Source organism: Clostridioides sp. LIBA-7678 (genome assembly GCF_056716065.1).
Genome location: NZ_CP196987.1, coordinates 1,470,230 through 1,485,370 on the forward strand (window position 1 = coordinate 1,470,230; position 15,141 = coordinate 1,485,370).

Annotated in this window: 14 protein-coding genes; 7 read left to right on the forward strand and 7 right to left on the reverse strand. The window is 27.5% G+C overall.

What is annotated here, in order from left to right; translation table 11 throughout:
• Positions 1 to 19: 19 nt before the first annotated feature.
• Positions 20 to 919 (reverse strand): D-alanine--D-alanine ligase, encoded by a 900-nt coding sequence (locus ACTG46_RS07090; RefSeq protein ID WP_479923815.1) that lies wholly within the window; start codon positions 917 to 919, stop codon positions 20 to 22.
• A gap of 258 nt (positions 920 to 1,177) precedes the next feature.
• On the opposite strand from ACTG46_RS07090, the gene ACTG46_RS07095 reads away from it, so the two are divergent.
• Positions 1,178 to 2,434 (forward strand): competence/damage-inducible protein A, encoded by a 1,257-nt coding sequence (locus tag ACTG46_RS07095; protein WP_479923816.1) that lies wholly within the window; start codon positions 1,178 to 1,180, stop codon positions 2,432 to 2,434.
• Positions 2,435 to 2,503: 69 nt separating this feature from the next.
• Positions 2,504 to 3,283: an HAD family hydrolase gene (locus ACTG46_RS07100; RefSeq protein WP_479923817.1), complete on the forward strand. Its 780-nt coding sequence runs from the start codon at positions 2,504 to 2,506 to the stop codon at positions 3,281 to 3,283.
• Positions 3,284 to 3,475: 192 nt separating this feature from the next.
• On the opposite strand, the gene ACTG46_RS07105 is transcribed toward ACTG46_RS07100, so the two are convergent.
• Positions 3,476 to 4,060: a zinc dependent phospholipase C family protein gene (locus tag ACTG46_RS07105; protein ID WP_054269892.1), complete on the reverse strand. Its 585-nt coding sequence runs from the start codon at positions 4,058 to 4,060 to the stop codon at positions 3,476 to 3,478.
• A gap of 199 nt (positions 4,061 to 4,259) precedes the next feature.
• On the reverse strand, positions 4,260 to 5,696 hold the full coding sequence (locus ACTG46_RS07110) for a sigma-54 interaction domain-containing protein (protein ID WP_054269893.1): 1,437 nt from the start codon (positions 5,694 to 5,696) through the stop codon (positions 4,260 to 4,262).
• A gap of 324 nt (positions 5,697 to 6,020) precedes the next feature.
• Between ACTG46_RS07110 and ACTG46_RS07115 the strand changes: the two genes are divergently transcribed.
• Positions 6,021 to 6,965 carry a DMT family transporter gene (locus ACTG46_RS07115; RefSeq protein ID WP_054269894.1) on the forward strand — a complete coding sequence of 315 codons (945 nt, stop codon included), beginning with the start codon at positions 6,021 to 6,023 and terminating at the stop codon, positions 6,963 to 6,965.
• A 242-nt stretch (positions 6,966 to 7,207) separates the two neighbouring features.
• Here ACTG46_RS07115 and mnmL read toward each other — a convergent pair whose 3' ends face one another.
• Together mnmL and ACTG46_RS07125 are read right to left on the reverse strand one after the other, a co-directional pair.
• Positions 7,208 to 8,143, reverse strand: coding sequence for a tRNA modification radical SAM protein MnmL/YtqA (mnmL, locus tag ACTG46_RS07120; protein ID WP_054269895.1), 936 nt, complete (start codon positions 8,141 to 8,143; stop codon positions 7,208 to 7,210).
• A gap of 119 nt (positions 8,144 to 8,262) precedes the next feature.
• The gene (locus tag ACTG46_RS07125; protein WP_479923818.1) at positions 8,263 to 8,811 is read right to left on the reverse strand and encodes a DUF308 domain-containing protein; all 549 of its coding nucleotides are present in this window, start codon (positions 8,809 to 8,811) and stop codon (positions 8,263 to 8,265) included.
• Between the two features lie 152 nt (positions 8,812 to 8,963).
• Here ACTG46_RS07125 and ACTG46_RS07130 point away from each other — a divergent pair, with 152 nt between their 5' ends.
• Positions 8,964 to 9,392, forward strand: a complete 429-nt coding sequence (locus tag ACTG46_RS07130; protein WP_003429356.1) for a DMT family transporter — start codon at positions 8,964 to 8,966, stop codon at positions 9,390 to 9,392.
• Positions 9,393 to 9,474: 82 nt separating this feature from the next.
• Positions 9,475 to 10,134, forward strand: coding sequence for a Dph6-related ATP pyrophosphatase (locus ACTG46_RS07135; RefSeq protein WP_407811823.1), 660 nt, complete (start codon positions 9,475 to 9,477; stop codon positions 10,132 to 10,134).
• Positions 10,135 to 10,242: 108 nt separating this feature from the next.
• On the opposite strand, the gene ACTG46_RS07140 is transcribed toward ACTG46_RS07135, so the two are convergent.
• Both ACTG46_RS07140 and ACTG46_RS07145 read right to left on the reverse strand, forming a co-directional pair.
• Positions 10,243 to 11,598 carry an MATE family efflux transporter gene (locus tag ACTG46_RS07140; RefSeq protein WP_054269898.1) on the reverse strand — a complete coding sequence of 452 codons (1,356 nt, stop codon included), beginning with the start codon at positions 11,596 to 11,598 and terminating at the stop codon, positions 10,243 to 10,245.
• Between the two features lie 241 nt (positions 11,599 to 11,839).
• Positions 11,840 to 12,958 (reverse strand): tyrosine-type recombinase/integrase, encoded by a 1,119-nt coding sequence (locus ACTG46_RS07145; RefSeq protein WP_479923819.1) that lies wholly within the window; start codon positions 12,956 to 12,958, stop codon positions 11,840 to 11,842.
• Between the two features lie 253 nt (positions 12,959 to 13,211).
• On the opposite strand from ACTG46_RS07145, the gene ACTG46_RS07150 reads away from it, so the two are divergent.
• Together ACTG46_RS07150 and ACTG46_RS07155 are read left to right on the forward strand one after the other, a co-directional pair.
• Positions 13,212 to 14,654, forward strand: coding sequence for a cell wall-binding repeat-containing protein (locus ACTG46_RS07150; protein ID WP_479923820.1), 1,443 nt, complete (start codon positions 13,212 to 13,214; stop codon positions 14,652 to 14,654).
• Between the two features lie 268 nt (positions 14,655 to 14,922).
• A complete protein-coding gene (locus tag ACTG46_RS07155; RefSeq protein WP_004454589.1) occupies positions 14,923 to 15,075 on the forward strand; it encodes a type I toxin-antitoxin system toxin in 153 nt (50 codons plus the stop codon).
• Positions 15,076 to 15,141: the final 66 nt, after the last annotated feature.

A 15,141-nucleotide genomic window follows, 5' to 3' on the forward strand; every position in this document is an offset into this window, starting at 1 on the left:
CCACCTCAAATTATTTTATCTAATTTAAAGAGTATTCTATAAGTTTATCTAATAGCTCACTATACTTAATACCTCTAGCAGATGCACTTCTAGGAATTAAACTAGTTTGAGTCATGCCAGGAAGAGTATTTAGCTCAAGAACATATGGAATACCTTCACTTATAATCATATCAACTCTTACATATGCTTTGCAATTAAAAATTTTCCAACAAGTCTCAGAAATTTCATTTACTCTTTTTTGAAGTTCATCTTCTAAATAAACAACTTCTTCTTTTGCTCCTTTTTCAATTGAGTATTTAGCTTCATAATCAAAGAAACCTGAATCGGATTTTATAGATATTGTAGGGAATACTTCTCCATTTAGTATAAATGAAGTATATTCTCCACCTGGTATATATTTTTCAATCATTACAAATTCATCAACTTCTAGTCCTTTGCGAACTGCATCCTCAACTTCATCTTTAGAATGAATAAAGAATGTGGCTACACTTGAACCTCCTGAATTTGGTTTTATAAATACTGGATAACCTATCTTATCTATTTCATCATAGTCTATTTCATCAACTGATTTTACTAAAGCCCATGGAGCAGTAGGAAGATTTGAATCTCTAAGCATTTTTTTAGTTATATTTTTATCCATACACATTCCACTGCAAAGAGGTCCACATCCAGAATATGGTATATCCATAGTTTCAAGTATTGATTGAATACATCCATCTTCTCCAAACTTACCATGTAGGGCAAGTATTGCAAAATCTACATCTTCTGGTATTTTTGTAAATATATCTTTTTTATCATCTATTATTACTTTTACAACATCATATTTATTTTTATCAAGATTATTATATATCTCTTTTCCTGAGTTTAAAGAAACTTCTCTCTCTGATGATATTCCACCCATTATAACTGCTATTTTCATATTATACACTCCTATTTTGATTTTTATTATTTTAAATTAAATTTTTTATTTACTTACTTAATTATATGAATTAAGAGTTGATGATGAAAGTACCACTATATATGAAGTTTGTATCATGTGTGGTTTTGGAGTAATAATCTAATTTAAAGATATATTTAAATGATTTTTTAACTTTATTTATGTTATTATTTTTGCTAAAATTATTGTTATGAACTTAAGACTAGTCTTAATGGCTATAAAATCAAGGAGTGATAAATTTTGAAAGCTGAAATAATAAGTGTAGGAACAGAAATATTATTAGGTGATATAGTAAATACAAATTCTCAATTTTTGGCTAAAGAACTTGCATCATTGGGAATAGAAGTATACCATCAGAGTACAGTTGGAGACAATAAGCAAAGACTTTTAGAATGTTTTGATGAAAGTTTAAAGAGAAGTGATTTAGTAATTACTACAGGTGGTCTTGGACCAACTGGTGATGATATGACAAAAGAAACTGCAGCAGAATACTTTGGTCAGGAACTAGAATTACATAAACCATCATTAGAAGTTTTGGAATCTTTCTTCGTTAAAACAGGAAGAAAAATGGCTGAAAACAATATGAAACAAGTATACTTTCCAAAAGATGCTATAGTACTAAAAAATAATAATGGTACAGCTCCAGGAGCAATTCTAAAGAAAAATGATAAAAGTATAATAGTATTACCTGGACCACCAAGAGAAATGAAAGCTATGTTTAATGAGAGTGTCAAACCTTACTTACAACAATTTACAAATGAAATGCTAGTATCTAAGACTTTAAGACTATATGGAATAGGGGAGTCAAATCTGGAATTAGAAATTCTCGATATAATCAATGAACAAACCAATCCAACAGTTGCTTTGTATGCAAAGGAGTTAGAAGTTACAATAAGAATAACTGCAAAAGCTAAAAATGAAGAGGATGCTTTTGAATTAATAAAATCAGTGGAAGAAGAAATAAAAAATAGAGTTGGTAAATATGTATATACTGAAGGTGATATTTCAGTGTCTGAAGGAGAGACTGCATTAGAAGATGCTGTTGCTAAACTTCTTGTAGAAAAAAACTTAACAATAGCAGTAGCTGAATCTTGTACTGGAGGTTTAGTTTCTTCATCTCTTATAAATTATTCAGGAATATCTTCTGTGTTTCTTGAAGGTTGTGTAACATATTCTAATGAGGCTAAAATGAAAAGATTAGGAGTAAAAAGAGAAACTTTAGAAGAATTTGGAGTAGTAAGTGAGCAAACAGCAATAGAAATGGCTGAGGGCGTTGCTAAAGGGCTAGGAGTTAATATAGGCATATCTACAACTGGAGTAGCTGGACCTGGCGGAGGAACTGAAGAGAAGCCTGTAGGATTAGTTTATACTGCAATATATATAAATGGGAAAACGGTAGTGAAAAAAAATATATTTAATGGAGATAGAAGAAAGATAAGATTAAGAGCTACTAGAGATTTGCTTAATGAATTGAGAATACAATTAGAAAAGCTTTAAATTATTATTATATTGGATATATTTAAAGCATTGGTATAATATAAAATCATTTTTGGAGGCTTTTAATTTATGATAAAACATATATTTTGTGATTTAGATGGAACTCTATACGAAAATGGAACTATAACAGAAGAGGATATATCAGCAATTGAAGAAGTAGAAAAAAAGGGTGTGCAGTTTAATGTTGCTACAGGTAGAATATTTAAACAGGCTCGTAATATTATTAAAGACAATTTAGATATGAATGGATATTATATATGTGAAAATGGCTCATTTATACATGATAAAGATTATAATGTAATTTTTAAAAGAACTATAGACGATAATTTAGTGAGAAAAGTTATTGATAGATTTGAGTCAAGTGATGCACAATTGTACTTTAAGTATAAGGGTGATGTAATCGTGGGTAGTGATACAACTGCTTTTAGACACTATTCTAGTGATTTCATAGTTGACCCTGACTTTGAGAAAAGAAGTAGTTTTGATAACCTTATAGGAAATATAGGGGTATGCTCTGAAAATTTAGAAGAGTTATCTAGAATAGAATTGTATCTAAAAAGTGAGTTCAGTGATGTATTAGAAATATATTTTTCTGGAACTTATACTTTAAATATAGTACCTAAAAGTGTATCAAAAAGAGGAAGTATAGAACATGTAATAAAAACTTTAAATGTAAGTCCAGATGAGGTTGCTACTATTGGAGATTCTCCAAATGATATTTGCATGTTGGAAGGATTTAAATACAGTTTTGCAATGTCCAAAGCGAGGGAAGAAGTAAAACAAAGTGCAAATTATATAGTGGATAGTGTGAAAAATGCTATTGATGTTATAATGGCGATAAATAGTTAGATACAAGATTTATATAGTTAATAAAAATTTAATGGAATATATTTTCCTACAAATATATTAAGTAATTAATTTTAGAGATTTTGTTTACTTAATATAAAAAATGACTGTTCTAAAGAATTATAAAATTATCTTTTATATTCTATAGAGCAGTCATTTTGATTATACTTAATTATAAGTTCAAAAGTTCTTAAATTAACCACAATTTGCTATATGATATGATTTTATTGTATTAGATAAAATAGCATCCAATATATAATTTATAACACTATTACAAGTATAAGCTGAAAACTTTAAATCATTCATATAATCAGTTTTCTTTTTATATTCATTGTAAAGCTTAGTAAAAAATTTTTCAAAACCGTTATTTATACTAGTACCTTTAATTTTAGACAAATCAACATCTTTTGCAAATGCTCCAAGTTCTCTTTCATAAGTAACATGTTTATTTAGACTATGTTTAAATTCCCAACGTTCACTATGAGCTACACAGAAAAAATCGCATAGAAAGTGACATATAACTCCTAGCTCTTGGCTAAGTCTGCTTACTGAGAAATATTTAGAAAGACTATCTATAGTAAGACTACACAAATAGTTTATTTTGGAAACAACCATATTAAATGATTCATCTAAATAGTGTTTTTTTAATTTATATTTAGAAAAAGCATCTGGCTTTATATTACCATATATAAAGTTTTTTTCACTTATAAAGAATGTTTTATTTTCATCTATATTATCAAGTATTGATTTTGCCATAATAAAATGAGTATTCATTAACATATTTACACCTCGTATAGTTTGTTAGACTTATTAAATATATTATTATGATATGATATTTATGATAAAAGTTTAATGGTAAATATATGAAACTAAGTCAATCATATTTATTTAAATAATTTCAACCATATTCATAATACCAGTAAATGGCCAAATTTACAATATGTAAATAGTGTTAAGTTTTTGTTTATCAAATTTAAAATTAAGTATTAGTATACTTTCTAATTAACCTACTAGCTTTAGATTGAGAAATTTCAAGGTGTTTAGCTACTTTATAAGAGCTGCCAAATTTTTCATAACTATCCAAAATTATATTTTTTTCATATTCCATAATTAGTGTGTCAAGATTTTTATTCTTACAATTAATGGATGTTAAATCAGATACTATATCTTCATTAATTTGAGATATATTCAATTTATTTTCATTATTGTCAATAGTTACATTTTTTGTAAGTATATTTGGTAAATCATTTACTGTTATATGATTATTTGTGCAAGTAAGTAAGATTTTTTGAATTATATTTTGTAATTCTCTTATATTACCTGGGAATCTATAGTTTGCAATAATATTTATAGCCTCTTTAGAAATAGTTTTATTTAAATTAAAGTCACTTGAATACCTATTAAAATAATATTTTATAATTTCTACGAGATTATCTTTTCTTTCTCTAAGAGGGGGTAATTTTATTTCTATAACGTTTAATCTATAATACAAATCTTCTCTAAACTTTTTTTCCTTTACTTTTGAAATTAAATCAGCATTTGTAGCAGATATAATCCTTATATCAACTTTTTTGTTTTTTAAACTTCCAACTGGGGTAAAAGTTTTATCTTGTATTAATTGTAAAAATTTTGCTTGTAAATTTTGTGGTATATCTCCTATTTCATCTAGGAAAAGAGTACCTCCATCAGCTAATTCTACAAGTCCAACCTTACCCCTGGTACTTGCACCTGTAAAAGCACCTGAAGTATATCCAAAAAGTTCAGATTCAAGGAGTTGTGGAGATATAGTAGCACAATTTATGGTTATAAATGGACCATTAGCTCTATTGCTATTGTGATGTATATATCTAGCAAGTGAACTTTTTCCTGTTCCTGATTCTCCCAAGAGAAGAACACTTACGTCTGTTTTAGAAACATGATTTACTGTATTTATGATAGGTCTCATAACTAGACCATCCATAATTACAGTATCTTCAATTCTAAGAGCAGTTCTATATAACGTTTCTACTTCAGACTTATATTTTTTTACTTGTTTTCTTGTATCTTCAAGTTTATTCTTTATATTATTAAGTTCAGTTATGTCTCTACAATTCTCAACAGTAAATTCTAAGTTTCCATTTTCATCAAATACAGGGGTAGCAGTTATAATGAGTTTTTTTCCTGTTTGAGTATCTTGTTCTAGTGAAAATTTAGACTTTGTTTTTAATACAACTGGTATGGGGCTTTTTGTTGAATATCCAGATTCTTCTAAAAAAGAAACGTTTTTCCCTAAAATATCTTCTTTTTTTAGACCGTAATTTTCCTCAAATGCTTTATTACAATATATTATTATTCCTTTATTATCAGAGGCACATATTTCGTCATGAGAAGCCTCCAATATCTTTTGGTAAAATTCCAAATCTAATTCAAAATTCATTTTTCCGTTGTCCTCCTAAAATTTTAATGATATATTAAAATAGGTTTAATTTGTTAAATATAATTAAAATTTAATATTTATATAATATATAAGTTTCAGTCTATTTTAACTTTAAATAAGTTATATATAACTTATTTTACAATTAAAACAAGTCTAAATCAACTTAAAATGTATATGAAACAAATATGAAAAAATTGAAGATTTATCAGTATTATTGAAAATACTAGGTTTTTGGTGTCGACACATATTGGATTAAAGTGGCATAATTTTTGCTTAACAAAAACGATGTGCATTGACTTAAATAAAATTAGAGGGGATTTTAAAATGGGAGAAAAAAGTAAAGGGTATGTATTTATAGCGACAGCAGGAATATTATGGGCTACACTTGGTTTATTTGGAAAGTTTTTAATGGGAAATGGATTGACATCAGAACAGGTAGCATTTACAAGGTTGTTTTTTGGGTTTATAGTTTTGGGAGTATATTCTTCTATAAGAACACCACATATTTTAAAAATAAGTAAAAAAGGAATCATATATTCAATAATAATAGGTATTATATGTCAAGCTATGTTTAACTTATGTTATTTTAAAGCAATTGAAACTGTAGGTGTATCAGTAGCAGCAGTTTTATTATATACTTCACCATTATTTTTAGCAGTATTTTCAAAAATCTGTTATAAAGAGAGCATTACTAGAAGTAAAGTACTTTCACTTATTTTTTGCTTTATGGGTGCAGTTATGGCAGTGACTGGTGGAAGTTTAGATTTTCAAAATTTAAGTGCTTTTGGACTTTTACTTGGTATATTATCAGCAATAGCATATGCACTTATGCCAACTATTAGTAAAAATGCCTTGAAAGAATTCTCAAGTTCGACAATATTAGTATACAGTTTCTTATTTGGAGCTATCTTTATGATTCCATCTGCTAGACCTTGGGAGATACTGTATTATGCTAAAGATTTAAATATTTTATCTTGTATGTTAATGTTAGGTGTTGTACCAGCTGCACTGGCATATATTTTTTATGCAGCAGGTATATCTAAGGGAGTAGAGTTATCTGTTGCAGGTGTTGTGGCATCAGTAGAGCTAGTTGGTTCTGTAATAATCGGTTGTACTATATTAGGAGAAAATTTTTCTTTATGGAAGTTATTTGGAGTGATGCTGATGCTAATATCAGCAGTAGTAGCACTTAATCTTTCTTATGATGGAATAAAAATGTTTTGTAAATCCAACAAGTTAAAGCAGATTGAAAAAACAGAAAGTATTTAGAATTAGAGGTTTAAAGGTATTGAGATTTAAAAACATTGAAATTAATAATGTTACATAAAATTATAGGTAATTGTAGTTAATTTAGAAATATAAATTAAATTTTTTATTATATACTATAAAATATACAAATTAATATCTTGTTTTATAAATACTAAATAACTATAGAGAGAATCATGTTTACATAACTCTTTCTATAGTTATTATTATTTTGATACTGTTTTATGTGCAATACATATACATAATTAAAAAAACTTGCAACCTTGATAAGAATTTCGAGCTTTCAAGGTATCATCAATTTGATTTAAAATTTCCCATTTCTTTAGACTCCATAAAGGGCCAACTAGTTCATCTCTTTTGCCATCACCAGTAAGTCTATGGATTATCATAGTTTCGGGAAGTATTTCTAATTGGTCACATACTAGATTTATATATTCATCTTGTTCCATAAGAGTTAGCATGCCATTTTGTAGCATCTTTTCCATAGGAGTGTCTTTTATAACATGTAATAGATGGATTTTTATGCCATCTACACCCATTTTACCAACAGCTTTTGCAGTTTCCATCATCATATTATAATCTTCGCCAGGAAGACCGTTTATAATGTGTACAACAACCTTTATATTTTTAGCCTTTAGTTTTTCAACACCTTCTACAAACGATTTATAATCATGACCTCTATTTATAATTTTAGATGTGGAATCATGAATCGTTTGAAGGCCAAGCTCAACCCATAAGTTAGTTCTTTTATTTAGTTCAGATAAGTATTCTACAACATCATCTGGCAAACAGTCAGGTCTTGTTGATATTGAAAGACCTATGACATCATCTAGTTCTAATATGGTTTCATACTTTTCTTTTAAAATTTCAAGAGGAGCATACGTATTTGTATAGGCTTGAAAGTAACCAATATATTTTGCATGAGGCCATTTTTTTAACATCATTTCTCTTATATTATAAAATTGACTAATAAGATTATCTTTAGGGTTACCAGCAAAGTCACCAGAACCTTCCTTGCTACAATAGGTACATCCACCATAGCCAATACTTCCATCAATGTTTGGGCAAGTAAATCCTGCATTTATTGATACCTTAAAAACTTTTTCACCAAAAGTATTTCTAAGATAATAATTCCAAGTATGATACCTTTTATTATCAAAAGCATATTTAAATTTATCCAAAGTAATCACCTATTTCTAATAAAATTGTACACTGGACTTGTACAAAAAACATATTACCATAAATATATAACTTAAACAAATTCTATTTTAAATTATATGAAAATAATGCAAGAAAATATTTAATATTTTCTTGCATTATTTCCAGAAAAGAATAGAGTTAGTCCAAATAATATTATGAAAAAGGACATTATTGATACTATAAATCTAGATAGAAAAAGTGGAGACAGTATAAGACATATGCCAAATAGAGTCTTAATTATATTCCAAGTTGTAAATTTAGAATATGGATTGTTTTTGCTATTTACAAGTGCCACCAATTGATTAAATATTAAATAAAATCCTAAAAATAATGAAAATATACTTTGTATTTTTTGCGGAAATATAAAAAGTAATATACATGCAATTATTAGAATCCATTGAACATTAGTAGAGGGCTTAATTTCTTCTTTAGTAGCATATCTTTTTAATTCATTGATATTTTTTAGATTTAAATATGCAAAGAATAAAAGAGCAATACCAAAAGTCCAAGAAATTAGTTTTATCCCTAATGTCTTAAATGTAAGGCATAATACTCCTAATACGATGAGTAATACTCCCATTAACATAAACTTAGTAGCATTTTCTTTTTTATTAAAGTTATTAAAATCGATATTAAAATTTGTGTACATAAAATCACCTCCAAAATCAATAGAACAATTATAACAGAAATTTATATTCAAATAAAGTCACCAAGTATAAAAATTAAACTGTACTTAGTAATTAATTGATAGGTTGTATCATAAACTTTTATTAATAGAATTATATAGGAGGAGGTTTGTCCATGACAAAATTATGGGCAATAATATTTGCATTATTAGCAGGTGGGTCTACTGCTCTTGAAGCCTTTATAAATGGAGAACTAGGTAAAAGTACAACAGCGTTAGTTGCAACATTTATAAGCTTAACTGTGGGGGCAATATTTTTTTTGGCAAGTATAATAGTTACAGGTGATTTAAAGTGTTTGGTGTCTATAAATGGTTTTAACTATAAGTTATTACTAGGGGGAGTATTTGGTGGGCTAATAATATATTTTACAGTAAAAGCAATTCCAAATTTAGGCGTATCAAATACACTTATATTAACTCTTGTATCTCAAGTTCTAGTTGGTTTTTTTATTGATAGCGTGATTTTAGGACAAGAAACAATGCATTTATACAAGTACATAGGTGTTATACTTTTAATATTGGGAACATTTTTTATAGTAAATTAGTAATTTAAAGTACTATATAATTTGCTATACAACTCAGATATTTGGTATAATTATGGTAACAAAACAAAGTTAGATGAAAGAGGTGTTAGAATTGGCTGATGAAAAATTTGTAATGTCATTTAGTGGTGGTAAAGATAGTATATTAGCATTAAATCGAATGTTGAAAAAAGGATATAAGCCTGTGGCACTCTTGACAACTATAAGTGAAGAACATGGGAAATCATGGACACATAATTTAGAATATAATATGCTTAAACAGGTAAGTAGCAATATAGGATTACCTTTATTAGTTGCTGAGTGTGGAGTAGAAGGATATGAAGAGAGTTTTGAGAGAGCTTTAATAAAAGCTAAAAATATGGGAGCAACAATATGTGCATATGGAGATATAGACATAGAAAGTCATAGAAAATGGGATTCTGATAGATGTGATGCAGTTGGTATGAAAGTAAGTTTACCATTGTGGCAAGAGAGTAGAGAAAATTTAGTATATGAATTTATAGAAAGTGGATTTTGCAGTGTTGTAACAAAAGTAAACTTAAAGTATCTAGGAGAGGAATTCTTAGGAGAAAAATTGACTAGAGAGCTTGTGAAAAAGATAAAAGATGCAGGTGCTGACCCATGTGGAGAACATGGTGAATATCATACATTTGTAGTGGATGGTCCAATATTTAAAAAGCCTGTAGAGTATGAAGTGAAAGGAACTTCAACAAAAGATGGTTATGGATATTTAGAAATAAAATAATTACATAAATAAAATACCTATTATATAATCCTAGTTTTTGCAAAGGTCTAGTTTTTGCAAGATTGTATAATAGGTATTTTTTATTTTATATATTTTACATAATATTCTTTAAGCAACCTTATTTAGATTAGAGTCTAATGTAGAATAATTCTTTTTTAGGAAAACTATTGATAAAATAAGGCATATAAATTCTGAAACAATAGTAGTCATCCATATTCCTTGACCGCCAAATATTAGTATCATTGAAATTAGACTTAGAACAACTATTACAAGTCCTCTACCAAGGGATATAACAGTAGAAATTGATGGTTTTTCTACTGAAACAAAGAATCCAGAAATTATTACGTTAATTCCTACAAGTAAGAAAGATATAGAGAATATTTTAAATACGCGAATTCCTTCATTGAATAGTACGGTTTCCTCTGGGTGTATGAATAAAGAAACTATTGGTCCTGAAAAAGCCATACAAGTTGCAAATACAGCAATTGATGCTATTATTGTGGCTTTTATCCCCATCTTTAATAATTTTTTTACGTTATCTATATTCCCTGCACCGTAATAAAAACTAGTAAGAGGTTGCATACCCTGAGTTATACCCATCATAGTCATAAGTACCAATGTATTTATATAATTTATAACACTGTAATAGATAAGAGCACTTTCACCAATATATTTAGTAAGACTCAAGTTAAAAAGTAAGACAACTATACCACAACTTAATTCAGTAGTCGAATCTGGGAAGCCTATAAATATAATTTTTCTAAGTGTTTTGAAATCGACTTTAAATTTTGAAAAATTCAAAGTTGAGTTTTTTCTTAAAAAATGTATCAAGAAAAAAACAGTAGAAAAGACTTGAGATAGACCTGTCGCGATGCCAGCACCTTTTACACCCCATCCAAATTCAATTACAAATAAGTAATCAAGTACGATGTTTGTAAGAGCAGATATTATTACACCAACAGTAGCTAATATTGGGAATCCATCAGTTTTTATTATAACTTCTAGAGAGTAAGATACTATAAAGAAGCCATTAAAAAATATTATTATTCCTAGATAATCTTTAACCATACCAATTGTAGATTCTGTGGCTCCTAAAAATAATGCTAATCTGTCTAAATTAAAAAAAGTTATAGCTAAAATAATTATAGATAATATAATTATTGATACTAAGTTAAATGAAAAGACTTCATTTGCAGACTTAATATCTTTTTTGCCAAGATAAATTGCAATTATAGTAGATGCACCAGTTGAAAATAACAGAGAAACTGCAAATATAAAATTAATAAATGGCATTGATATGTTTACAGCGGCTAAAGCTAATTCACCAACTCCTTTACTTACAAATATTCCATCAACCATTGTATATAATGAGAAAACCCACATTGCAACTACAGATGGTGCTAGGTATTTAAAAAACCTCTTACCTAGGCTCATGTTTTCGTCTATAGATATTTTAGTATCCATTTATTACCACTCCTTGTAAATCTATTATAAAAATATTAAACTATTAATTAATAATTTTATTTCTAGTATAAATGATAAACTATGGTATAGTACTAATGTCAACAACAAATAGTAAATAATTATAGATTTTATTAAATGATAGTGATTTTAAGCGTTTTATAAGTATATCCTATTATATATATTACTGACATTTAACTGACAAATAGGAAAAAAAGTACTTTAACTGACATTTAACTGACCATTATTTGAATAGTATTTTGCTTATATTTTCAGATGCTTCTTTGTCCATTTCATCTAATAGGTGAGAATATCTATTCATAGTTATTTTTATATCTGCATGTCCTAATCTTTCAGAAATAGCTTTTATGTTAGTACCTGAGAGTAACATTAAAGTTGCATTTGTATGTCTTAATTCATGTACTTTTATATCTCTAAGATTATTATCTCTTAATAGCTTTTTAAAAGGATCAACAAAAGTTGGTTGAACCCATGGGTTGAATCTTTTATTTAAGCATATCAAATCGAATTCATTTTTCAATATACCCTGTAATTTTAACTTATTTTGTTTTAATTTTTCCTCTTTAAGTAAACTTATAAGTTCATCAGGAGCAAATAATTTTCTTTTTGATTTAGGGGTTTTAGGGTCTTTGAAGATTATTTTATTGTCTACATAAACTAATGTTTGATTTATATGTATGATTTTTTTATCAAGGTCTACATCTGACCATCTAAGTGATACAGCTTCACCAAAACGTAATCCAAGAGTTAGCATCAAAAAAATTGGTATCCCTATAGGAGTGTTTTTTGATTTTTCTAATAATAATTGAGCTTCCTGTTTTGTATAAAAATTAGAAGTTGAATTATTTTTTTTGCTTGGAGTTGTAACAAAATCACAAATATTTTCTGATATTTCTTTTAAGCTATAAGATTCTTTCAATACCGATTTTATAAAACCGACTTGGTTTTTTGCTGAATTTAACATGTGTTCATTATATATGCTATTTATATAAGACTGTAAAATAGAAGGAGTTATATCTATTAATTTCATATCTTTAAAGAAAACTTCAATTTGATTTTTAATCATGTTTTTTCTATTTCTAACAGTATTAGGAGAAAAACTACATTCTCTATCTTTTATATATTTGTAACATCTTTCTACAAGTGTTGCATCACTTGGAGCAACAAACCTATTATTGTTTATAGTAGATTTTATTTCAATTAAATGTTTTTCAGCATCCTTTTTCTTTTTATAACTTCCATAACTTTTTTGTTTCTTTTTACCTGTTTCTTCTTCCACATACTCCACATATACATGAAATTTTTCATTTCTTTTTCTTATGAAGGCTGATTTGATGTTCATATGTACACTCCCTTTATAAGTTAGTTTTATAAAAGAACAGTAGGACTGACCTAATTATGTCACTATTTTATATCATGTAGGTCCAGCCTTAGAACTACTTTTTTCATTTTATCAATTCTTTACAGTTACATTATAACACGTATTTGGATATGCTTAAATTAATGGGAAGATAAATATTGTAAAGAAGGAAAAGAAAATTTAATGTAGAATTATTAAAATGTATGGTATTTCATATATAAAAGGGGGAGATATTGTGAGATTAAAAAAATTATTATCATTAGGGTTAACTATGTCAATGTTTGTTGTTGCTTGTCCTATATCTGCTAATGCTATTGATAAAATCGATAAGATTCAAGGTGCAGATAAATATGAAACTGCTGGACTCATTGCAGATAAACAAAACTATACTACTGCAATACTTATAAATGCAGATAGTACTATGGCTGATGGATTAAGTGCGAGTGGTCTTGCAGGAGTAACAAATTCACCAATTCTTTTAACTAAAAAGAATAATATACCAAGTGCAACTATGAAAAGAGTTGGAAAAGCTAATAAAGTGTACATAATTGGTGGTGAAAGTTCTATTGATAAAGCAACTGAAAACGTTTTGAAAGATAAGAATATAGAAGTTAAAAGACTTCAAGGTAGTGATAGAATTAAGACAAGTTATAATGTAGCAAAAGAAATAGGAGCTATTAACAAGGTTAGTAAAGTTATATTAACTAATGCTTTTAAAGGTGAACCAGATGCTATGAGTATTGCCTCTGTAGCTGTTAGAGATAAAGCACCTATAGTATTAACTGATGGAAAGAGTGTACCATTTAACACTACTGGAACAGAAAGTTATATAATAGGAGGTACTTCATCAATGAGTGATAACTTAGTAAATGATACTAATTCAACTAGATTGGGTGGAGTAGATAGATATGATACTAATAAGAAGATAATAAATAAGTTCTATAATGGAGCAAAAGAGTTTTATATAGCTAGCGGAACAGATTTAGTGTATGCACTTGCTGGTTCTACAATAGCTAAAAATACTCCAACAGTTCTAGTTGACGATAATAGCAATAAGACTCTATTAAAAAGTGCAACTAAAATAACAGCAATAGGAAATCTAAGTGATAGTGTGTTACAACAGTGTTTAAATGTAACAAAAAATATAGGAAATTCAGATACTGGAAAAGAATATACAATGGAAGATGCTGCTAATGAAGTAAAAAAATTATTAGGTGTTGAAAAAGTTTATTACAATTATGAGCTTAAAAAAGGAGAAGAATCAATATTTTTAGTAGATGAAAATTTTGATTTTTCAGGAAAACAATTTTATATGTTTGGTTATATGACTGGAGAAACAGAGGGTGATGTTAGATATTGTGTAGAAAAAAATGATATGAGCAAAGTATATACATATAATGTTAATGGAGTTATGGAAGTTTGTAATCCAGATGATTATAAAGACACAGAAATGATAACAGAAGAAAAAGCAAAAAAATTAGCATTAGAAGAGTGTGCCAGAAGACATAATGTTAGTATTGATAGTTTAGTAGTTGATATGATAGACTTTGATAATATTAATGATATTAGTGTATATACTGTAAGAATAGATTCAAAATATGATGTAGGTACATATGGATGGTATTTTATAGATGCTTATAGTGGATATGCTTATAAAGATATCTGGAATAATATTTAAGAAAGTATTTTTTTATTAATTTAAATAAAGAAATTTTATATTTTATATTAATTATATAGACTTATAATTAAGAATACCAAAGAACACTTACTTATGTAGGTGTTTTTTAATAAGAAGCTATGATTATAATGAAAAAAGTAATATATAGAAAAAATATGTAAATATATATGTTATAATATTTTTAGCAAGAAGATGTAATCTACAATTTATAGAGTGGAGTTCATACAAAAGATTATCCTCCCAACATTGATAGGGGAGGTGAGTATGTATGGATAATTTTTTATTTAATGTGTTAGCTAGTGTAACAGCTAGTTACATAGTTTACTTGATTAGCAAGTTAATCAAAAAAGTAAAAAGCCACTCTACCGCAAAGAGTGACTTAAAGATTGATATAAATTTTAAATATCATCGTAAAAAATAACTTTCAGTTATAGAACTTCACTCTACCGCAAATAGATTGTAGTTCTTCTTGCTTTTATTATACCAC